The organism is Nitratireductor basaltis, assembly GCF_000733725.1.
In the GTDB taxonomy this organism is placed as follows: domain Bacteria; phylum Pseudomonadota; class Alphaproteobacteria; order Rhizobiales; family Rhizobiaceae; genus Chelativorans; species Chelativorans basaltis.
This window is the reverse complement of sequence record NZ_JMQM01000001.1, coordinates 77248-99081: the sequence shown is the minus strand read 5'-3', so window position 1 is coordinate 99081 and position 21834 is coordinate 77248. Positions and strand designations below refer to the sequence as shown.

Below are 21834 nucleotides of genomic sequence, written 5' to 3'. Positions count from 1 at the left end.
GGAAAAGTTAACGAAATCTTGGCAGCAGCAACCAATTCTTAATCAAGCTTCAGCCGCCTGATGTCACATGCCGTGTCTCGGACACCGGCGTGACCGCCTCACCCTTGTCGAACCAGCTGATGACATTCTGGGCCACCAGATCGGCCATCGCCTTGCGGGTATGCTGTGAGGCAGACCCTACATGCGGGAGCAAGCAAGCGTTCTCACAAGCAAGCAAAGCCTCGGGAACATCGGGCTCGTGGGCGAAAACATCCAGGCCCGCAGCCATGATGGTCCCGCTCTTCAGGGCCTGCGCCAGTGCTTCTTCATCGACCGTGCTGCCGCGACCGATATTCACGAAGATCCCCTCACTTCCCAGAGCTTGCAGCACTTCGGCATTCACGGCCTTCGCCGTTTGCGGTGTCCCCGGCGCAACCGAGATAAGCGTGTCGACAGCACCGGCAAGTTCGACCAGCGAACCATGATAGGCGTAGTTTACGCCCTCTACCCGGCTGCGGTTGTAATAGCTTATCGGCAACCCGAACGCTTCCACCCGCCGCGCAATGGCAAGCCCGATGCGCCCCATGCCGAAGATGCCGACCTTTCGCCCGCGCAAGCTGCCGCGCGTCAGAGGATAGGCGCCCTCGCTTTTCCACTTGCCCGCGCGAAGATAGTTCTCAGCCTTCGGCAGTTCGCGCGCGGCATTGATCAGCAGACCGATCGCCGTATCCGCGACCTCTTCGGTCAGGACATCCGGCGTGTTGGTGACCATCACGCCCTTAGTCCCTGCATGGCTGGCATCAACGGCATCATAACCAACGCCGAAATTCGCGATGATCTCCAGGTTCGGCAAGGCATCGATGAAGGGCGCATCGACAGCACCCGAAGCCGCGATAGCGCGAACCGACTGCGCATCTTCATGCGAGAGCGCGGAAGCATCGGCCTTTGGGAGCGAAATGACCTTGAACCGTTCCTTCAGCCGTTCAACGGCATGCTCGTGGAGCTTGCCTACCACCAGCACGCATACATCCTGCAACTCGGCCATCTGCCCCTCCCTGAACATTGGAAATGTCGAATGATGCCGGACGATAGGCATCTGTGAAGAGAATGGAAAGGTCGCTTTCGCGCTTTCCGGTTCCAGTGCGCAGGCATAAAGGGCTGCCTTGCCTGTGCAGGATGCGAAGGCTTCGCGCAACAGGCTCGGGGTACGAAAATCCGCCTGCCGCTTTGCACCCGCTGATCGGCCGATGGGCTGACAGAAGGTCGCGCGGCTGGGAGGCCTGTATCCCTGTTCAGGCACAAAGCATCAGCTTTGAACCGACCCCAGTTCCCCCGTGCGCCGGTAAAGGCGCCCGTTTTCTGCTCCCGTTTTCTGTCGGAAGGCGCTGCGTTGGCCCCGACCGAGATCACATCCCGGCGGTGAGATCATGCCATCGTCGCAGAGGAAGTCCGCCATGCGCTGCCCCACCATGCGCTGGCGGTTGAACGGGCCGGCTCCTCTTTTGGAACTAGTCGGTATCAGCGCGAAATAGCTGCGCCTTTTCGGTATGTTGCCGAAAGTCATCGCCAAATCCATCCATGAAAATATCTGTCGGAAAAAATGCGCTTGTACTTCAAGCCGCCGTTGAGGAGGACTTCGTAAGGCCGGCGGGTTCGATCGCCTCGCGCATCTTGCGAGCCAACCTCGCCTGTAACCGCGCCTGAACGGCACGATCCCACCCGTCACCTATGGATGCCGCATCACCTGCAGCCTGACCGAGCGAGTAGAGGGTTTCGATTATGGATGATGAATCATCCTTGGTGAGCAGGGCATCGATCTGAGCTTCTACGGTTCTGTGAACAGACATGGTACGCCTCGTTCGATTCACTGCGCGGATAATTGGCCACCAATCCTGACTGGATGAAGGCGGTTGGATGAATATTTGGCGACGGTCTTATGAAAAAATAAGACCGGGCTGCGAACGCGGCCCGGCCATTAAAGTTCCTGATTAAATTGATGTTTTTGCGAACGAATCGCAGTTACACGTAGCGATTGACGATGTTCTCGAGGCGCTCCTGTCGGCCGGAGCGTGGCTCGGGGTCAAGGTTTTCGCGCTCCACGCGGGCAGCGATGTCTTCAAGGCTGCGTTCACCTTTCAGCATCGCCTTGTTCTCCGGCTGGTTCCAGCCAGCATAACGCTCGTCCAGCGGGTTGGAGAGTGCGCCGTCCTCGATCATCTTCGCTGCCGCCTTCAAGCCGCGCGCGCAGACGTCCATGCCGCCAATATGGGCCGCGATGAGATCGACCGGGTCGAGCGACTGGCGGCGCAGCTTGGCATCGAAATTCGTGCCGCCCGTGGTGAAGCCGCCATGGGCAAGAATCTGGTAGTAGGCGAGAGCCACCTCCGGCACATTGTTGGGGAACTGGTCGGTATCCCAGCCGGACTGGTAGTCGTTGCGATTGACATCAATGGAACCGAGAATTCCAAGCGCGCCGGCAAGGGCAAGCTCATGCTCGAAGGAGTGGCCAGCCAGAATGGCATGCCCCTGCTCGATATTCACCTTCACCTCGTTTTCCAGACCGTAGCGCTTGAGGAAGCCATAGACGGTAGCGACGTCGAAATCATACTGGTGCTTGGTTGGCTCCTGGGGCTTCGGTTCCACGAGGATCGCGCCTTCAAAGCCGATCTTGTGCTTGTAGTCGACGACCATGGAGAGGAAGCGACCAAGCTGGTCCAGCTCTCGGCCCATATCGGTGTTGAGCAGCGTCTCATAGCCTTCGCGACCACCCCACAACACATAGTTCTGGCCGCCCAGACGCTGGGTGACATCCATGCAGGCCTTCACGGTGGCCGCTGCATAGGCAAAGACATCCGGGTCGGGATTGGTGGCTGCACCGGCCATGTAGCGGCGGTTGGAGAAAAGGTTCGCCGTGCCCCAGAGAAGCTTGGGCCCGCCGGCCTCCATCTTGCCCTGGAAATGGTCCGCGATCTCGTTGAGGCGCTTCACGCTTTCCGAATAGGTCTCTCCTTCCGGGCGCACGTCGTGATCGTGGAAGGTGTAGAAGGGCGCGCCCAGAATATCGAACATCTCGAAGGCGACATCAGCTTTCAAACGGGCAAGATCCATGGTCTCGCCGAACCACGGGCGCTCGAAGGTCTGGCCGCCAAAGGGGTCGTTGCCCGGCCAGACGAAATTGTGCCAGTAGCAAACCGCAAAGCGCAGATGGTCTTCCATGCGCTTGCCCAGGACGATCTCGTCGGGATTGTAGTGGCGGAAAGCCAGTTCGTTGTCGCTGTCCGGGCCCTCATATTTGACGGGACCAATATTGCCGAAAAATCCGGTGCTCATTGTGATACTCCTCGAAGGGCTGGATAGAGCGCACGATAGCGCTGATAGGCAGTGTCGAATGCGTCGGTGAGAGCCGCGTCCGGCTCGATGGTTTCATTGATTTCCGGCGGTTGGCACACTGCCACGGGGTCTGCACCTGTTGCCGCGATCAGGCCCAGCCGCGCCGCGCCAAATGCCGCGCCGAAGTCCCCTTCGGCTGGAATATCGAGCCTGATCTGCAGGGCGGTGGCTATCGCCTTCAACCAGTAGCGTGATCGGGAGCCGCCACCGATGGCCGTTGCGCGGGTGAGCGTCGTGCCCGCCGCTTTGAGCGCCTCGAGATTGTCGCGAAACGCGAAAGCGACACCCTCGAGAACCGCCTGCGTCAGAGCAGACGCGTCATCCTGATGGGAAAGACCACAGAAGCCACCGCGGATGGCGGCATCGTTGTGGGGTGTTCGTTCACCGGAAAGATAGGGCACGAATGTTGCACTGCCCGGCGTCTTCAGTTCAGCCCCAAGTGCCGCGGTCAGGTCTCCGGGCGCGCTGCCTGTGACGCCGGAGAGCCAGTTGAGCGAATCCGTGGCCGACAGGATCACGCCCATCTGGTGCCAGGTTCCGGGAAGGGCATGGCAGAATGTATGCACTGCACTTTCCGGATTGGGCAGATAGGATTCATTCGCCGCAAAGAGTACGCCGGATGTGCCAAGGGAAATAAAGGAAGTACCCGGCGCTACCGTGCCCGCCCCGCAAGCTGACGCAGCATTGTCGCCAGCACCGCCTGCCACGACTGGTGCATTCTCGAAACCGAAGCGGGCACATAACTCAGGCCGCAGCTTGCCCGATACCTCCGTGCCTTCGACGAGGCGCGGCATGTGACTTAGGTCCAGAGAGGTTGCGTCAAGCAGCGAGGCGTCCCAGCAGCGCTTCTCCACATCCAGCCAGGCCGTTCCCGCAGCATCGGACATTTCGGATACGTGTTCGCCGGTGAGCCACAGCCGCAGGAAATCCTTCGGTAAAAGCACCTTCCGCGTGGCCGCGAATATATCAGGCTCATGGGCTTTTACCCAGGCAAGCTTGGGGGCTGTGAAGCCGGGAAACACGATGTTTCCGGTGAGTTTGCGGAATTTGGGATCGGCATCCAGCGCCGCCGCCTCTTCGTGGGAACGCGTGTCGTTCCACAAGATGCACGGGCGCAGGGGCTGATCTGCAGCATCGAGCAAGGTGGCCCCATGCATTTGCCCGGACAGGCCGATGCCGGCAACCTTTGCGGTTTCGACCAGATAGGACCGGCGCAGCTGTTCCAGCACATTTGCCGTCGCATCCAGCCAATGCTGCGGGTTCTGTTCCGACCAGCCCGCATGCGGCCGTGAAACCTCCAGCGATGCATTCGCGGAACCGATTATGCGCTGCGCGCCATCGACAAGCAGCGCCTTGACACCCGAAGTGCCGAGGTCCAGCCCGATATACATAATGTTCCTCCCAGAGCTCGCGACCCATGCGAGATCAGACCCGAATATTTTTTTCGAGTCTCGAAACAAATAATGCACAAGCTGAATGTATACGCAATGCCCAGCTTTGATTTCCGGGTCTGAGACATCGGTCGGCGGTAAGGGAGGTGAAGGGGCTAAAGAGTGATCGAGCACTCATCCCCGAAGCGATACTCTTCGAGATTGTTTCCGTCCCCGCCACGATCAACGACGAGAAAGTCCTGGTCCTGATCGATTGCGGTCAGAACCCCGTGCCAGGTGCCCACGTGATAGTTCACACCCTGTTTTCCCGATGCGAGAAACGCATGGGGCATGCCGGGTTTGCCCCCTTCATCCGGGCAGACAATGACGATAAAGCGGCGACCTGCGAGCGGGAAGAAGGCCTGGCTGCCAAGCGGGTGGCGCTCCACCAGCTTCAGCGGAAGCGGCAGCTCATGGGCTTCCCCTCGGAAGATGTTGATGAGCACGCGCGCATTCTCCCCGCACGTTTCCACCTTCGCCAGATCGTGAAAGCGCCGTGTCTTCCCCGCGTTGATGAGGAAGTTTTCCGCCCCTTCAGTCTGGATGACATCGCCGAAAGGCGCAAAGGCTTCCCTTGTCAGCGGCTGCGCCTTTATGAGGCGCGCGCTCACCGGAACGGCCCCTTCAGCTTGGGATGGCGGTTCACATCCTTGTAGAGCAGATAGCGAAACTTGCCCGGCCCGCCCGCATAACAGGCCTGCGGGCAAAAGGCGCGCAGCCACATGAAGTCGCCCGCTTCCACCTCCACCCAGTCCTGGTTCAGCCGGTAGACCGCCTTGCCCTCCAGAACATAAAGCCCATGCTCCATGACATGGGTCTCGGCAAAGGGAATGATCGCCCCCGGCTCGAAGGTGACGATGGTGACATGCATGTCATGGCGCAGGTCATCAGGATCGACGAAGCGCGTGGTGGCCCATTTGCCATCCGTATGCGCCATCGGTGTCGGCTCGATTTCGCGCTCATTCAGGAAAAGCGGCTCCGGCGCGTCCAGTCCATCTACCGCCTCATAGGCCTTGCGGATCCAGTGGAAGACGGCTTTTTTCTGGCTCGCGTTTCGGAGCGTCCAACCGCTCGAGGGCGGAAGATAGGCATAGCCGCCCTCGCCCATCTGACGGACCTCTCCGCCAACCGTCACCTCAATCTGCCCTTCAACTACAAAGAGCACACCCTCGGCTTCCGCTTCTAGTTCCGGCCGCTCGCTCCCGCCGCCCGGTTCCACTTCCATGATGTATTGCGAGAAGGTCTCGGCAAATCCGGAAAGGGGGCGCGCGATGATCCAAGCGCGTGTCTGCTCCCAGAAAGGCAATTTGCTCGTGACGATATCCGTCATCACGCCCTTGGGAATCACCGCATAGGCCTCGGTGAAGACAGCCCTGCCGGTCAGAAGCTGGTTCTGGTCCGGGAGACCGCCTACGGGCGCGAAGTAGTTTGGGTTCTTCATATGTGGCCCCGTCACGGCAGCAGGTCTTTAAGGCGATGATAAGCGATGCGCTCCACCTGGCGGCAGGCGGTCGCAAACTCTTCCTCACGGGAATTCGTCAGCCGCTTCACGAATGCGTCCAGAATGGAGGCCTTGTCATGATCGCGCACGGCAATGATGAAGGGAAAACCGAACCGCTCCACATAGGCCTGATTGAGCTCGGTGAAGCGCGAACGCTCTTCATCGGTCAGCGCATCAAGGCCTGCCGATGCCTGTTCCTGCGTTGAATGCTCGGTCAGACGTTTTGCTGCAGCCAGTTTTCCCGCAAGATCCGGATGCGCGGTCAGCACACCAAGCCGCTCCTCCTCGCTTGCGGTCCGGAAACTGCGGCACAAGGCATTGTGCAGTCCCACCGCGCTATCATGTGCCGGCCCCAGTTCCAGTCCGTGCGCGCGTTCGGCGATCCATGGTGAATGCTCGAAGATACCGCCGAATGTCTCGACGAATTCGCCAAGCTTCATCCGGCTTGGGCGCAATTTTGGCGCGACATAGGGGTGATGATCTTTCCAGTGACGCGCGATCTCGCCGCGCGTGGCAATCCATACCCGGTCATGGGACTGCACATAGTCGATGAAACGCTGCAAGGCTGCAGCCCGTCCCGGCCTGCCCACAAGGCGGCAATGGAGGCCAATGCTCATCATGGCCGGACGCCCGGCAACCCCCTCGGCATGGAGCGTGTCGAACGTATCGCGCAGATAGGCGAAGAACTGATCGCCGGAATTGAAACCTTGCGGCGTCGCAAAACGCATGTCGTTCACGTCGAGCGTATAGGGAATGACGAGTTGCGGATCGGCTGGATTGCCTTGCCCGTCATGGTCGATCCAATAGGGTAGATCGTCATCATAGGTATCCGAAATCCAGTCGAAGCAGCCCGCTTCCAGCGCCAGCTTGACTGAATTTTCCGATGTGCGGCCAAGATAGAGGCCTGAAGGTTTCTCGCCCACGACTTCTTCGTGAAGCGCGATGGCCGTCTCAAGTTCGCGCCGCTCATCCGCTTCCGAATGATCGCGATAGTCGATCCAGCGCAGGCCGTGAGTGGCAATTTCCCAACCGGCCTCCTTCATGGCGGCGACCTGTTCGGGACCGCGCGCCAGCGCGCTCGCGACGCCGAAAACCGTGGCGGGAACATTCGCCTCGGTAAGCATGCGATGAAGCCGCCAGAAACCGGCCCGTGCACCATATTCGTAGATGGATTCCATGTTCCAGTGGCGCTTGCCCGCCCAGGGTGCCGCACCAACGATCTCGGATAAAAAAGCCTCGGAAGCTGCATCCCCGTGCAGCACGCAGTTTTCGCCGCCCTCTTCATAATTGACGACGAACTGGACTGCTATTGCCGCATCACCCGGCCAATTGGCATATGGTGGATTGGGTCCATAGCCGCGCATGTTTCTGGCGTATCGGTTCACGTAATCCCTCGTTTTCCGGACGGCTGCAGCATAGGCGAGCTGATATTCATGCGTCTCACCGAAAAATTTGAAAGAGTTTTTGGCGCTGCTTGTGACCACCCCCCTTATGCTGCCACATCATTTGCCGCACAATCAGGCCAGATAACATGAAAGACGATTCTGGGGAGAAGGCTGCATGAGCAGCAATGCAGGCGGAAAGCTGACCACCCATGTGCTGGACACGGCAACGGGCAAACCCGCCTCGGGAATGACGATCTCGCTGTACCGGCTTGAAGGCGCGCTTGAGCGAACGCTCGTCAAGACCGTGCGCACCAATGACGATGGCCGCTGTGACGCGCCGGTGCTGGAAGGCGATGATTTTCGCACAGGCACCTATGAGCTGGTATTCGAGGCTGGTGCCTATCTACGCGCGCAGGGGCAGACATTGCCCGAACCGGCTTTCCTCGACACGATCCCCATTCGCTTCGGCATGTCCGAAGAACGCCATTATCACGTGCCGCTCCTCATCTCGCCTTATGGCTATTCCACCTACAGGGGCAGCTGAATGACCTTGCGCCGCGAAATACGCTTTCTGCTGAATGAACAGGAAATCCGGCTGGACCGCCTGCGTCCCGACGAAACCCTGCTCGACTTCCTGCGCCTCAACCGCCGTCTCACCGGCACCAAGGAAGGCTGCGCGGAAGGCGATTGCGGTGCTTGCACCGTTCTGGTGGGGCGTTTGACCGCCGACGGCCTCGTCTATGAAGGCGTCAATGCCTGCATACGTTTCATGGCATCGCTCGATGGCTGCCATGTCGTCACGGTGGAGCATGTTCGCGGCAGCGAAGGAAACCTGCACCCGGTGCAGCAGGCGCTGGTGGATCACCACGGCTCGCAATGCGGCTTCTGCACGCCGGGCATTGTCATGTCCCTCTATGCGCTGTGGATGGCCAACTCTTCTCCGTCCGAAGCCGACATCGAGAAGGCGCTGCAGGGCAATCTCTGCCGCTGCACCGGCTATGCACCGATTATCCGCGCAGCCCTTGCGGCCTCGCGGTCCGATCGCAATGGCGATCCGCTCTTGAGTGAACGCTCAAAGGTCATTGCTCAACTCCAGGCGATCCACGACGGTCAGACCGTTGACATGGGCGAAGGCGAAAACCGCATCATCGTGCCCGCGAATGTGGATGATTTTGCCAGCGCACTCGAAGCAAATCCCGATGCAACCATCGTAGCCGGATCCACCGATGTGGGGCTTTGGGTGACAAAGCAGTTCCGCGCAATACACCCGGCCATATTCCTTAACCGCCTTGATGAACTTCGCGACGCCTCGCTGGGCGGTCAGGTCCTGAAGATCGGTGCTGGTGTCAGCTATACCGATGCCCGCGACATATTCGCGGAACACATCCACGAGCTCGCGGAACTTCTGGACCGTATCGGCGGCGACCAGGTGCGCAATATGGGTACGATCGGCGGCAATATTGCAAACGGCTCGCCCATCGGTGACATGCCGCCCTCGCTGATCGCGCTGGGCGCAACACTCGTCCTTCGCAAGGGCACCGAACGACGCGAGATACCGCTGGAAGATTACTTCATCGATTACGGCAAGCAGGATCGCAGACCCGGCGAGTTCGTCGAGCGGGTCGATATTCCACTGCCTGCGGCAGAGACACGCTTTCATGCCTGGAAGATCTCCAAGCGCCGCGAGGAGGACATTACCGCCGTACTCGGCGCCTTCGCTGTCACGCTCGATGATGAGAATGTCGTGACCCAAGCGCGCATCGCCTATGGCGGCATGGCAGCCACGCCTAAGCGTGCGCGCGCCATGGAAGAAGTGCTGATCGGGCGCAAGCTCGACGACGAAACGGTTGAACAGGCCATTGAAGCCTGCGTGAGCGACTTCACGCCGATCAGCGACATGCGTGCGAGTGCTGATTACCGGATGATGGTCGCCCGAAACCTCATGAAGCGCTTCCAGCTCGCGGTCACAACCTCAGACCAGCCGGTCATTACCCGCAGACATCAGGCGGCCTGAAGATGAACAAGATTGACAATGAACAGAGTTTCGCAAGCGCCATCAAGGGCGGCGTGGCGACCAACCAGCCACATGATTCCGCGCACAAGCACGTTACCGGCGAAGCGGTTTATATCGACGACATGGCCGAACCGGCAGGCACGCTGCATGCCTATCTCGGCCTCTCCACCGTCGCGCACGGCACCATCAAGCAGATGAACCTTGATGCGGTACGTGCCGCACCCGGCGTCGTGGCGGTTCTCACAGCCGAGGACGTGCCGGGCGTCAACGACATCAGCCCGTCCGGACTGCATGACGAACCGATCTTTGCCGATGGAATGGTGCATTTCCTGGGGCAACCGGTCTTCGCCGTCGTTGCCGAGACCCGGGAAGCCGCGCGCAAGGCCTGCCTGAAGGCTGAAATCACCTACGATGGAAAGCCGGCCCTGATCGACGTCGCTGATGCGGCACCGGATGCGAAACTCGTTGCCAAACCCCTGACCCTGCAACGCGAGGATGCCGCTGCCGCCATTGCTGCCGCACCACGCCAGGTGAAGGGGCAGATGCGCGTGGGTGGACAGGATCATTTCTATCTGGAAGGCCAGATCGCTTTCGCCCTTCCCGGTGAAGATCATGATGTGACCGTGTTCTCCTCCACCCAGCACCCAAGCGAAGTGCAGCATATGGTGGCGCATGCGCTAGGCGTTCCCTCCCATGCTGTAACGGTCGAAATCCGGCGTATGGGCGGCGGCTTTGGCGGCAAGGAAACCCAGGCGAACATATTTGCGGCCGTAGCCGCCATCGCAGCGAAGAAAACCCGCCGCCCGGTCAAGATCAGGCCCGACCGCGACGACGACATGATCGCCACCGGCAAGCGCCACGATTTCCTGATCGACTACGAGGTAGGCTTTGACGATGAAGGCCGGATCCTGGGCGTCGCCTTCACCTATGCCGCGCGCTGCGGCTTCTCGGCAGACCTGTCGGGCCCCGTGACCGATCGCGCGCTGTTCCACTGCGACAACGCCTATTTCTATCCGGCGGTGCATGCCGTCTCGCGCCCACTTTACACCAACACCGTTTCCAACACCGCTTTCCGTGGGTTTGGCGGCCCACAGGGCATGGTTGGTGCCGAACGCATCATGGACGAGATTGCCTTCGCCCTTGGCAAGGATCCGCTGGATATCCGGAAGATCAATCTCTATGGCGATATTGACCGCAACCTCACCCCCTATCATCAGAAGGTGGAGGACAATCTCGCTCACCGCGTGATCGCGGATCTGGAAGAAGCCTGCGACTATGCCGGCAGACGGGACGAGATTGCTGCCTTCAACCAAAAGAGCCCGATCATCAAGCGCGGCATCGCGCTGACGCCTGTGAAGTTTGGCATCTCCTTCACCGCCACCCATTTCAACCAGGCCGGCGCCTTGGTGCATGTCTATACGGATGGTTCGGTTCACCTGAACCATGGTGGCACCGAGATGGGCCAGGGTCTCTACGTGAAGGTCGCGCAGATCGTCGCGGAAGAATTCCAGATCGACATCGACCAGGTAAAGATCACGGCAACCACCACCGGCAAGGTGCCCAACACTTCCGCCACCGCGGCATCATCCGGCACCGACCTCAACGGCATGGCCGCACAAAATGCCGCGCGGCAGATCAAGCAGCGGCTGATCGATTTCGCCATCGACAACTACGAGGTACCGGAATCGCAGGTCGAGTTCCTGCCCGGCCGCGTGCGCGTGGGCAATCAGGAGATCCCCTTCGCCGACCTCGTGCGCCAGGCCTATATGGCACGTGTGCAGCTCTCGGCCGCTGGTTTCTACAAGACGCCGAAGATCCATTGGGACCGCGACAAAGGCCAGGGCCGACCTTTCTACTATTTCGCCTATGGTGCGGCCTGCACGGAGGTCTCAATCGACACCCTCACCGGCGAATATGTGATCGAGCGTACGGACATCCTTCACGAGACGGGCCGCTCGCTCAACCGCGCCATCGATATCGGTCAAATCGAAGGCGGCTTCGTGCAAGGCATGGGTTGGCTGACTACGGAAGAGCTTGTCTGGGACGAGAAGGGGCGGCTTCGCACCCACGCGCCCTCCACCTACAAGATCCCGCTTGCCTCCGACCGCCCGAAAATCTTCAACGTGGCGCTCGCGGACTGGGCTGAGAACCGCGAGGCGACCGTGCATCGCTCCAAGGCTGTCGGGGAACCGCCATTCATGCTTGCCATCTCGGTTCTGCACGCCCTGTCGGGCGCTGTGGCCAGTGTCGCCGACCACCGCATCTGCCCAAGGCTTGATGCTCCGGCCACGCCTGAGCGCGTGCTGATGGCGGTGGAACGCCTGCGCGCAGAGGCTGCCGGCTAGATCGTGGTTCACGCTCCGGCTAGTCTCAAGCCATGACCAAGCTCACCGCCAGACTTCGCACTTGGCTGGACGCCAATCCGCGCGCGGCAGTCATCCGCGTCACAAGCGCGAAAGGCTCCACGCCGCGCGAGGAAGGCGCATGGATGCTGGTTTCGCCGGCCGCGATCTTCAATACTATCGGCGGCGGGCAGCTGGAGTTTCTGGCTATCGCAAAGGCGCGCGAACTGATCGAGCAGAACCTTGCCAATGGCACGATGGACATACCGCTCGGCCCGGAAATCGGCCAGTGCTGCGGCGGTCGCGTCGGTCTGGAGATCGAACTAGCCGCACCCTCCATCCGAAACCGACTTCTTGAAGATGCGGCCATTCGAGATCGCTCCCGACCCCATGTCTATCTTTTCGGCGGTGGCCATGTCGGCCAGGCCTTGAGTGAGGCCCTGAGCCTCCTGCCCCTCCACACGGTCCTCGTCGAAACGCGGCCCGAGGCTTTGGAAGAGATCACCGCTGATGTCGAAAAGCGCCTGACCCCGGTTCCCGAAGACGCGGTTCGCTCAGCACCGGAAGGCTCCGCCTTCGTGATCCTGACGCACGACCACGCGCTCGATTTCCTGATCGTTTCGGAAGCGCTCGCCCGCAAGGACGCGCTCTATGTCGGCATGATCGGATCAAAAACCAAACGCGCCACCTTCAAGAGCTGGTACGGCAAGAACGGCGGCAAGCAGAGTGACCTCGCCCGCCTCACCTGCCCCATAGGAGGCACCACCAGCGACAAACGCCCTGCCGTCATCGCCGCGCTCGCAGCCGCAGAGGTAATGCGGGCATTGATGTAAGTGTGTTGTCAATTGTACACACAATTGATAAGATAGCGCATGGTCCGGACGCATTTCGACTGGGATGACGGAAATTGGCCGAAATGCGGAAAACATGGCGTTTCCCCCGAAGAAATCGAATACGCCCTGGTAAATGAGCCTCTAATAGCACCCGACCAGCGGCATTCCGCCGATGAGGAGCGTCTCATCGCAATCGGCCATAATGCAGAAGGTCGAGCGATGTTCGTAGCTATCACCTATCGCCGCAAAGGTAATGTGGAAGTGATCCGGCCGATCTCCGCCCGCTACATGCATGCAAAGGAGTTGAAACGCTATGCCCCGTACAGTTCCCGAACTTAAAACCGACGAAGAAGCCGAAGCATTCCTCGAGCAAGATCTTTCTGACCTTGATTTCTCACAGTTCAGGCCGATGCGCTTCGAGATTGCCCACAAGTCCGAGCGTGTAAACATGCGCATGCCTAAAGATCAGCTTGACCTGATCAAGCGGGAGGCAGCGAAACGCGGCCTACCTTATCAACGCTTCATGCGTGAACTGGTCACCAGAGGGTTGGAAACGCTGAAACCCTAACGCCCCGCCAACGCTTCTCCGATCATGCGCTGGCAGCGTTCGGCCATGAAGTCGACGAGCAGGCGCAGCTTGGGGTCCTGGTATTTTTTGTGCGGATAGAGAGCTGCGAGCTTGACCGGGACTGGCGGATTTTCCGGCAGCACGACCTTTAGCCTGCCATCGCGCAAGAAGCCTTCGATCTCGAAGCGCGGCTTGTTGATGATCCCGCGGCCTTCGATCGCCCAGGAGGTCAGCACATCACCGTCATCGGTGTCGAAGGGTCCGGCGACCTGATATTTCTGAGGGCCTTCCGGCGTCTGCAGTGTCCAGAAATATTCCCGTGCGCCTGGAAATCTCAAGAGCAGGCAATCATGCGAGGCTTCCACGAGGTCTTCCGGCTTTTCCGGCATGCCGCGGCGCTCGATATAGCCGGGCGAGGCTGCAAGAACACGTTCGCAATCGGCGATACCGCGCATGCGCAGACTGGAATCTTCCAGAACGCCAAGCCGGAACGCAACGTCGATGCCTTCCTTCATCATGTCCACTTCACGGTCGGAGAGGCGAAGCCTCACCTCGATTTCAGGGTACTGGTCGTGAAAGGAGGGAATGCCGCTGGCAATCATTCGGCGTCCCAACCCCAGAGGAGCCATGACGCGGATCACGCCGCGCGGCTGACCGGACAATGCGGCAATGGCGGCCTCTGCCTCATCCACCGCAGCAAGGATCTTCTTCGCGCCCTCATAGAACACCGTGCCCTGCTCGGTGGGCACAAGCTGGCGCGTGGTGCGGTTGAAAAGCCGCACGCCGAGATGCTTTTCGAGTTCCTTTATACGGTTGGACGCAACAGCGGGAGACAGCCTCATGTCCCGACCCGCGGCCGAAAGGCCACCGAGTTCCACGACACGAACGAATACTGAGATATTATCCAGATAAGCCATTCTGGGATAGAACGATGATCACGTCCTATTTTCAAGAAAATCTTGAAAGTTATCCGGAGGCGGAATCGTTTCCCGCTGTGAATTGATCTTTAGAGTCGCCTGGCTTACCGACCATTCGCATGGAGCGGTCGACATTATCGGGATAGACAGGGCGCATGACCAAGAAACTGATCCGCGGCAGGACGCTGACATTCCTCGCCCGCCCGCACGGCATCGATGACAATGCTTCCTTCCGCTATGAGGAAGATGGCGCCCTGCTCATCGAGGAGGGCCGCATTCTGCGTGCGGGGAGCTTCGACGATCTGAAGGACGCCGCAGCCGACTGCGAGATCGTGGATCACCGCCCGCACCTGATCCTTCCGGGCTTCATCGACACGCATGCGCATTTCCCGCAGATGCAGGTGATCGCAAGCTACGGCGCCGAGCTGCTCGACTGGCTGAACAATTACACCTTCCCCGAAGAGATGCGCTTTGCCGATTCCGACCATGCGGCGCGCATCGCAAGCTTCTTCCTGGACGAACTTTTGCGCCAGGGCACCACCACCGTGGCCGCCTATTGCTCCGTGCATCCCGAGAGTGCCGACGCACTGTTCGCCGCGGCCTGCGAGCGCGACATGTGCATCATCGCCGGCAAGGTGATGATGGACCGCAATGCACCAGAAGCGCTGACCGACACGGCGCAAACATCCTATGACGACACGAAGGAACTTATCCGCCGCTGGCATGGCCAAAGCCGCTGCCAGTATGCCATCACCCCCCGTTTTGCGATCACCTCCACGCCTGAACAGCTTGAAGCGGCAGGCGCGCTGCTACGCGAGCACCCGGACCTGCATGTGCAGACGCATCTGAGCGAAAACCATGCGGAAATCGACTTCACAATGTCGCTCTATCCGCAGGCGAAAGACTATACCGGCATCTATGAAGACCATGGACTCCTGACGCCCAGGACGCTGCTTGGCCACTGCATCCATCTGTCCGAGCGCGAGGCGGACATCATTTCCGAAAGCGGATCTGTCGCCGTCTTCTGTCCCACATCCAACCTGTTTCTGGGTTCCGGTCTCTTCGACTATCAGCGCTATCGTCGTCGCGAAAAGCCACTGCGCATGGCGACCGCCACCGATGTGGGCGGTGGCACCAACTATTCCATGCTGCGGACAATGGACGAAGCCTACAAGGTTATCGCGCTCAATGGCGAGAAGCTCGATCCGCTCGGCTCCTTCTGGCAACTGACCCGCGGGAATGCGGAGGCACTCTCGCTTGCCGACGAGATCGGCACATTGGAAGAAGGAACAACAGCCGACCTAGTCGTGCTTGATTCCTCGGCAGTTCCGGCCATGAGCGTACGGATGGAGCGGGTTTCAACACTTGCAGAAGAGTTATTTGTGCTGCAAACCCTCGGTGACGACCGCGCAGTGGTGGAAACCTATGTCGCGGGCAAACCGGCCAAGGGGGAGTTGAATGGACAATCAGGTATGGGCGCGTGATCCGAAACAGTTTTTCAAGTCACTGTTTGAAGCTGCCGTAGCTGCCGCCGATCCTGAACGGACCATCCGCGCTTTCCTTCCCCAAAAGCCGAAGGGCCGCACCATTGTCATCGGAGCGGGCAAGGGTGCCGCGCAGATGGCAGCAGCTTTCGAAAAGGCATGGGATGGCCCGCTCGAAGGCGCAGTGGTGACCCGCTACGGCTATGCCGCACCGACCGAGCGGATCGAGGTTCTGGAAGCCTCCCACCCGGTACCCGACCAGCCGGGCCTCGAAGCAAGCGCCCGCATGATGAGCCTTGTGGAGAATTTGAGCGAAGATGACCTCGTCGTCGCCCTTGTCTGCGGGGGTGGCTCTGCCCTGCTCCCGGCGCCTGCCGGTGATCTGACGCTTGAAGACGAGATCGCGGTCAACGAAGCCCTGTTGGCTTCCGGCGCGCCGATTTCCGCGATGAACACGGTCCGCAAGCACATCTCGCGCATCAAGGGTGGCCGTCTGGCCGCTGCAGCCCATCCCGCACGCGTGGTTTCTCTGGTTGTCTCCGACATTCCCGGTGACGATCCCGCACTCGTGTCGTCAGGACCGACCGTCCCCAACAATGCGACGCGTGAGGACGCGCTGGCAATCATCGAAGCCTATGGCATGAAGCTTCCCGAGCGCGTGATGCAGCATCTGCAAAGCGATGCGGCCAATGCCCCCCTGCCCGATGACAGCTGTTTCTCGCGCAACGAAGTGCACGTCATCGCCTCTGCCGCCCGCTCGCTGGAAGCTGCTGCAAAGCTCGCCGCCGAGCAGGGGCTGAAGGCGCATATTCTTTCGGATTCCATCGAGGGAGAGGCCCGCGAGGTCGCGCGCGTTCACGGCGCCATTGCCCGCGAAGTGGCCGTGAATGACCGCCCGTTCCAGCGGCCTGCCCTCATTCTTTCAGGCGGTGAAACCACCGTCACGATCACGGGCAAGGGCGGGCGCGGCGGGCGCAACAGCGAGTTTCTGCTCGGGCTTGCACTGGAGATTGAGGGGCAGGACGGCATCCACGCCTTCGCCGCCGATACGGACGGCATTGATGGTTCAGAGGATAATGCCGGTGCATTCGCTGACGGCTCCACCGTCTCGCGTCTGCGTGCGGCAAGCCACGACCCGAAGGTGCTTCTGGCCCGCCACGATTCCTGGGGCGCGTTCGACGCCGTCGGCGACATTTATGCCCCCGGCCCCACCGGCACCAATGTGAACGATTTGCGCGCGATCCTGATCACCTGATCGGGATCGTTCAGCCGGAAATGTCCACCACGCCGCACTGGCCACTTTCACTGCCAAAGGCGAGCCTGCGCCCGGCCTTGTCCCAGGCAAGTGCCGAGATTGCGCTGTCGCCAGGCCGGCGCAGCAGGACTTCCTTCGCATCGGCGAACCGGGCTGCCAGCACCATGCCATCAGTATAGCCAATCGCCACCACGTCCTCTGCCGGATGGCAGGCGACCTGGGTTACCATCGCGTCACCGCGCGTTCCAAGCTCCAGCGGTGCCTTGCCCATCGGACCGTCCTTTGCCTGGAACGGCCAGACCACTGCGGCAGGCGCCCCTGACGTCGCAAGCCAGCGCCCGCGCGCGCTCCACGACCAGCTTTTCACCTTGGCGGGATAACCGGCCATGCGCATATGCTTGCCATCGGCAAGCTTCCACCCATGAAGCGCGTTCTCCTGCATGGTCGTGACGAGAAACTTGCCATCGGGCGAAAAGCTGATGCCCGTATGCGCACCTGCCCATTCCAGTTCGGTCGGCTTACCCTCGGTCGCGGGGAAATGCAGCGTCGCACCGTTGTAGCGCGCCACACCGATGCGCATGCCTTTCGGCGCGAAGGAAAGTCCCTCCACCGTGCGCGGATGCTCCAGGCTGCGGCGCTTGCCATCGGCAAAGACGACCTCTGCCACGCGACCGGCCGCGAACGCGACCGCCTTTTGCGGACCGGCCGCCACAACGGAGATCCATTTGCGCTCCATGCTGGCAAGTTCTTCCACGCGCCCGCCCGAACGCACCGCGACAACGCGGCCGTCTTCGCCGCCCGTGATCAGACGCTGGTTTTCCGCGTCATAGGCAGCCGACAGGAGCCCGTCATGGGCCTCCGCCTCTTCATGACCGTTCTCCAGCCGGTGAACCATGCCATCGGCGAGCGCGAAATGCGGCACGTCGTCGAGCCACGCAACGGCGATGCAATGCGCATCAAGATCAAGCGGAGCAACAGTTGGCATGAAGCGGAAATTCCTGGTTGGGGGCAGATGAAGGCCCGACTTCGACAGTCAGGCCTGGCAGGCTTCGAATTCACGCTTCAGACGCTCGCCGTCAAGCTCCCGCCCGATGAAGACCAGACGGCTCTCCCGCTTTTCGCCGTCTTTCCAGGCGCGTTGATGATCGCCTTCGACGATCATGTGCACGCCCTGCAGAACGTAACGTTCCGGATCATCGGCAAAGGCGATGATGCCTTTCATGCGCAGAATGTTCGGCCCGTCCTGCTGCGTGCTCCGCTCCATCCAGGGGAAGAACTTCTTCGGGTCCATCTCGCCCGCACGAAACGAGAAGGACTTTACGCCCGCATCATGGATGGGTGAGACCTCGCCGTGATGGTGGTGATGATGGTGATGGTCGTGATGCTCGTGATCATGGTCATGATCGCAATCCGGCCCGCAGACATGATCCTCATGCCCGTGCTCCAGAAAATGCGGATCATTGTCGAGCGCGCGCTTCAGATCGAATGCGCCCCGGTCCAGCACCTCATTCAATGCCACGCCGGCACGCTCTGCACGGTGTATGCGCGCGGAAGGGTTGATGACGCGGATTGTCGCTTCGAGCGCTGCCAGATCGGCATCATCCACGAGGTCGGTCTTGTTGAGAATGACCACATCGGCGAAGGCTATCTGGTCTTCCGCTTCATTGGAGTCCTTCAGGCGAAGCGGCAGATGCTTGGCATCCACAAGGGCGACGACGGCGTCAAGCTTGGTCTTCGACCGCACATCGTCGTCCATGAAGAAGGTCTGCGCGACGGGAGCCGGATCGGCAAGCCCCGTGGTCTCGACGATGATGGCATCGAAGCGGCCGGGACGGCGGGTCAGCCCCTCGACCACGCGCACCAGATCGCCGCGCACTGTGCAGCATACGCAGCCATTGTTCATCTCGTAGATCTCCTCGTCGGATTCCACGATCAAATCATTGTCGATGCCGATTTCGCCGAATTCGTTGACGATCACCGCGTAGCGCTTGCCGTGATCCTCGGTCAGAATGCGGTTGAGCAATGTGGTCTTGCCCGAACCGAGATAGCCGGTGAGCACGGTGACGGGAATCTGGGCTTTGGTGGTCTCGGACATGGATCAGCTCGCCTGTCGCTGGAAGGTTTCGCGCCGCATATAGGTGCGCATCTGGCGTAATGCACGGGGGCCTACACGTCAAAGATGGAGAGATCGAAGCGCGCGACATCCTCAACAAGTTCTGCAAGGCCATTGAGCGAGTGCTCAATGATCGCCTTACCTGCTTCGGGCGTCGCGGCCGCTGCGTTTCCGGTCACACCTGCTTTGGAAAGGTCGCGCATCATCCAGCCGAATGCATGGGGCCCGTAAGCCCGCAGATGCTGGAAGTTTTCAACGAATTCCGTCTGGCGCGATGGAAAATCTTCTGCGGCTTCCATTCGCACGAGATCCGGGCGAAGAGCGAGCATGACGGATGTTTCGATGAAGCCGCCATGGATGCCGATGGCCTTTTCCTGCGCGCTCACATACGCGTCCGGATATCCGAAACGTGTCCAGCTGGTCGCGACAGCGAGCATCTTGTGGCGCGCGCGCAATTCGGTTGTCACCACGGTCATGAGTGGGGAGTTGCCCCCATGGGCGTTTAGCAGCACAAGGCGCCGGACGCCTTTGTCGCAAAGCTCCTTGCCGATGCCGATCCATCGCTCGATAGCGTCGTGATAGCCCAGCGATTTCGTGCCACCCACAGCGCCATGTTCTATGGAGTAGCCGACCTTCTCAACCGGAAGCAGCTGAAGATCGACACTCTGCGATACCCTGGTCCGCAGCCGTTCGACCATGGCCTCCGCGATGATCCAGTCCGTCTCCGGCGGCAGATGAGGCCCATGCTGCTCTGTCGCGCCCAATGGCAGGACAGCAATTTGCAAGGCCTGCGGCATGGAAATTCCTCATTGTCATATGAATGATACGCCGGTTTGGCATTAGCCTGGAAAGCATTCGGCCTGTCACCATGCTAACCGCGCCTTTTCAGTGCTGCAAGCTGGCGCCGTTTGCCAATAGTCGTAACGCGGCTATTCTTTCCATTGGGGCGTGCATTCGGCTCATGCCGAAGCAGAAGGGAAATGGCTATGGCAAAATCTTCCAAGGGATTGGTAATCGGGCGTTTGCAGGCTGCAGCACGGCTCTCGCGCACTTCACTGGCGCAGAAGCTTCTCGATCAGGGGCTCTATGCAGGCCAGGACAAGATCATGCTCGCGCTCTACCAGGAGAATGGGCAGACACCCAGTCAACTGGCCGAAAGGCTGGGCGTGCGCCCGCCGACGATCACCAAGACGATCAACAGGCTCGCCGCACAAGGCTTCCTCGAAAAGCGTGCCTCGCAGGAAGATGCACGACGCGCCCATGTTTTCCTGACAGAGAATGGCGAACAGGCAATTCGAGCCATCGAGAAGTCGGTGCGCAAGACGGAGAAGCAGGCGCTCAAAAGCCTCGACAAGAAAGAGCAGAAGCAACTGGTGAAAATGCTCGCGCGCATCGAGGCGAACCTCTCGGACCGCGAAATCACCGTGGAAGAGGACATGGAAGAAGAGGCCTGATAATTCTGGCCCAACAACGCCTTCTGGTTGCGTCACCGAAAGCGAACGCAAAAGCATGTCCATGGCCTTGCAAGACCATGGGAAAGGGGCCTAACAGGGATGAAGCATCTTTGACACCGGAGCAGCCATTCCCGGTTCATACAAGGCTTGAACCCGATCATGACAGAGACGACCGACGCCCGTGCGAAAGCTTCCACCGCTGTTGACACGGCGACGCCGCTCTCATCCATCGGGCTGATTTTCGCCTGCGGCTTTATCTTTTCCTGTCTCGATTCGAGCGGCAAGTATCTCGTCACACATGGGCTGGCCGCCCCGTTCGTTGCATGGATGCGCTTTGCCGTGCACCTCGTCCTGGTGCTTATCCTGTTCCGCTCCTGGCGCAATCGCAGCATGTTCAAGGTGGACAATCTGCCCTGGCAGATGATCCGCGGCCTGTTCCTGTTCGGCTCGACACTGTTCAATTTCTTCGCACTGCGCACGCTTCAGCTTGCCGAAAGCGTGTCGATCTTCTTCTTTGCTCCCATGCTGATCACCGCACTCGCAGGTCCATTTCTCGGGGAATGGGCCGGGTGGCGGCGCTGGGCCGCCGTATGCGTGGGCTTTCTCGGCGTTCTGGTCATCACGCGACCGGGTCTTGGCACATTCTCCACGGGCCACCTCTTCGCGCTCTGCGCCACTACCTGCTATTCCTGCTACGTGATCCTGACCCGCAAGCTCAATGCAACGGAATCGCCTGAAAGCCTGATCTTCTATTCGGCACTCACGCCGGTGATCCTGATGTTACCCGCCGTACCGCTTTACGGCTCGATACCGGCGGACCCGTTCCAGTGGCTCATTCTCCTGTCCATGGGCTTCTACGGCGCATTCGGCCACTACATGCTGATTCTCGCCTACAAGAAGGCGACCACCTATGCGCTGGCGCCCTATCCCTATCTCCAGATGGTCTGGATGATCGGCTTCGGCTATTTCCTCTTCGACGATCTTCCCGATGTCTGGACGCTTGTGGGCGCAGCCATCATCGTCTCAAGCGGCCTCTATATCGTGCACCGCGAACACCGGCTGCGGCTGGCTAGCCGGTCCATTCCACATGCGGAATCCGCCGCACTTGGAAAAAAACTTTGATCTTCTAGACTTCAGTGGGATAACCGCCGCTGAACGGTTCGGGCAGT

The 21834-nt window shown here is 60.1% G+C and carries 22 protein-coding genes; 10 read left to right on the top strand and 12 right to left on the bottom strand.

Annotated elements, in window-relative coordinates; translation table 11 throughout:
* Positions 1-49 precede the first annotated feature (49 nt).
* The 8 genes from EL18_RS00450 to puuE form a co-directional block, all read right to left on the bottom strand.
* A complete protein-coding gene (locus EL18_RS00450) occupies positions 50-1024 on the bottom strand; it encodes a 2-hydroxyacid dehydrogenase (RefSeq protein WP_036483520.1) in 975 nt (324 codons plus the stop codon).
* A gap of 261 nt (positions 1025-1285) precedes the next feature.
* Positions 1286-1543, bottom strand: coding sequence for a hypothetical protein (locus EL18_RS00445; RefSeq protein ID WP_152552920.1), 258 nt, complete (start codon positions 1541-1543; stop codon positions 1286-1288).
* A 49-nt stretch (positions 1544-1592) separates the two neighbouring features.
* Positions 1593-1826, bottom strand: coding sequence for a hypothetical protein (locus tag EL18_RS00440; RefSeq protein WP_036478636.1), 234 nt, complete (start codon positions 1824-1826; stop codon positions 1593-1595).
* Between the two features lie 172 nt (positions 1827-1998).
* The gene (xylA, locus tag EL18_RS00435; RefSeq protein WP_036478633.1) at positions 1999-3309 is read right to left on the bottom strand and encodes a xylose isomerase; all 1311 of its coding nucleotides are present in this window, start codon (positions 3307-3309) and stop codon (positions 1999-2001) included.
* Complete coding sequence (gene xylB, locus EL18_RS00430) at positions 3306-4760, bottom strand: xylulokinase (protein ID WP_036478631.1); 1455 nt, start codon at positions 4758-4760, stop codon at positions 3306-3308. Before xylB ends, xylA begins: the two co-directional genes overlap by 4 nt.
* 155 nt (positions 4761-4915) lie before the next feature.
* Positions 4916-5410 carry an ureidoglycolate lyase gene (locus tag EL18_RS00425; RefSeq protein WP_036478629.1) on the bottom strand — a complete coding sequence of 165 codons (495 nt, stop codon included), beginning with the start codon at positions 5408-5410 and terminating at the stop codon, positions 4916-4918.
* On the bottom strand, positions 5407-6240 hold the full coding sequence (locus EL18_RS00420; RefSeq protein WP_036478627.1) for a bifunctional allantoicase/(S)-ureidoglycine aminohydrolase: 834 nt from the start codon (positions 6238-6240) through the stop codon (positions 5407-5409). The genes EL18_RS00425 and EL18_RS00420 overlap by 4 nt, the downstream gene beginning before the upstream one ends.
* Positions 6241-6251: 11 nt before the next feature.
* The gene (puuE, locus tag EL18_RS00415; RefSeq protein WP_036483517.1) at positions 6252-7664 is read right to left on the bottom strand and encodes an allantoinase PuuE; all 1413 of its coding nucleotides are present in this window, start codon (positions 7662-7664) and stop codon (positions 6252-6254) included.
* 196 nt (positions 7665-7860) lie between these two features.
* Between puuE and uraH the strand changes: the two genes are divergently transcribed.
* Genes uraH through EL18_RS00390 form a run of 6 tightly spaced genes read left to right on the top strand, consistent with a single transcriptional unit; the run spans position 7861 to position 13442 of the window.
* Positions 7861-8229, top strand: a complete 369-nt coding sequence (uraH, locus tag EL18_RS00410) for a hydroxyisourate hydrolase (RefSeq protein WP_036478625.1) — start codon at positions 7861-7863, stop codon at positions 8227-8229.
* On the top strand, positions 8230-9699 hold the full coding sequence (gene xdhA / locus EL18_RS00405; RefSeq protein WP_036478623.1) for a xanthine dehydrogenase small subunit: 1470 nt from the start codon (positions 8230-8232) through the stop codon (positions 9697-9699). It begins immediately after the preceding gene.
* Positions 9700-9701: 2 nt separating this feature from the next.
* The gene (gene xdhB / locus EL18_RS00400) at positions 9702-12044 is read left to right on the top strand and encodes a xanthine dehydrogenase molybdopterin binding subunit (RefSeq protein WP_036478621.1); all 2343 of its coding nucleotides are present in this window, start codon (positions 9702-9704) and stop codon (positions 12042-12044) included.
* 32 nt (positions 12045-12076) lie between these two features.
* Positions 12077-12874 (top strand): xanthine dehydrogenase accessory protein XdhC, encoded by a 798-nt coding sequence (gene xdhC / locus EL18_RS00395; protein ID WP_036478619.1) that lies wholly within the window; start codon positions 12077-12079, stop codon positions 12872-12874.
* 39 nt (positions 12875-12913) lie between these two features.
* A complete protein-coding gene (locus EL18_RS17435; RefSeq protein ID WP_081871043.1) occupies positions 12914-13213 on the top strand; it encodes a BrnT family toxin in 300 nt (99 codons plus the stop codon).
* The gene (locus EL18_RS00390; protein ID WP_036478616.1) at positions 13188-13442 is read left to right on the top strand and encodes a CopG family antitoxin; all 255 of its coding nucleotides are present in this window, start codon (positions 13188-13190) and stop codon (positions 13440-13442) included. The genes EL18_RS17435 and EL18_RS00390 overlap by 26 nt, the downstream gene beginning before the upstream one ends.
* Here the strand turns inward: EL18_RS00390 and EL18_RS00385 are convergent.
* Entirely contained in the window at positions 13439-14359 is a 921-nt protein-coding gene (locus EL18_RS00385) for a LysR family transcriptional regulator (RefSeq protein WP_036478614.1), read from the bottom strand. The two genes, EL18_RS00390 and EL18_RS00385, sit on opposite strands and share 4 nt — an antisense overlap.
* A 155-nt stretch (positions 14360-14514) precedes the next feature.
* On the opposite strand from EL18_RS00385, the gene guaD reads away from it, so the two are divergent.
* Positions 14515-15843 (top strand): guanine deaminase, encoded by a 1329-nt coding sequence (gene guaD / locus EL18_RS00380; protein WP_036478611.1) that lies wholly within the window; start codon positions 14515-14517, stop codon positions 15841-15843.
* Positions 15818-17098 (top strand): glycerate kinase type-2 family protein, encoded by a 1281-nt coding sequence (locus tag EL18_RS00375; RefSeq protein ID WP_036478608.1) that lies wholly within the window; start codon positions 15818-15820, stop codon positions 17096-17098. The genes guaD and EL18_RS00375 overlap by 26 nt, the downstream gene beginning before the upstream one ends.
* Before the next feature lie 10 nt (positions 17099-17108).
* On the opposite strand, the gene EL18_RS00370 is transcribed toward EL18_RS00375, so the two are convergent.
* From EL18_RS00370 to EL18_RS00360, 3 genes are all read right to left on the bottom strand, one after another.
* A complete protein-coding gene (locus EL18_RS00370; protein ID WP_036478606.1) occupies positions 17109-18083 on the bottom strand; it encodes a WD40 repeat domain-containing protein in 975 nt (324 codons plus the stop codon).
* Positions 18084-18131: 48 nt separating this feature from the next.
* A complete protein-coding gene (locus EL18_RS00365) occupies positions 18132-19193 on the bottom strand; it encodes a CobW family GTP-binding protein (RefSeq protein ID WP_036478603.1) in 1062 nt (353 codons plus the stop codon).
* Between the two features lie 71 nt (positions 19194-19264).
* Positions 19265-20008, bottom strand: coding sequence for a creatininase family protein (locus EL18_RS00360; protein WP_051913622.1), 744 nt, complete (start codon positions 20006-20008; stop codon positions 19265-19267).
* Positions 20009-20197: 189 nt separating this feature from the next.
* On the opposite strand from EL18_RS00360, the gene EL18_RS00355 reads away from it, so the two are divergent.
* Both EL18_RS00355 and EL18_RS00350 read left to right on the top strand, forming a co-directional pair.
* Positions 20198-20665 carry a MarR family winged helix-turn-helix transcriptional regulator gene (locus tag EL18_RS00355; protein WP_036478599.1) on the top strand — a complete coding sequence of 156 codons (468 nt, stop codon included), beginning with the start codon at positions 20198-20200 and terminating at the stop codon, positions 20663-20665.
* A 159-nt stretch (positions 20666-20824) separates the two neighbouring features.
* Entirely contained in the window at positions 20825-21787 is a 963-nt protein-coding gene (locus EL18_RS00350; RefSeq protein WP_081871042.1) for a DMT family transporter, read from the top strand.
* Positions 21788-21834 lie beyond the last annotated feature (47 nt).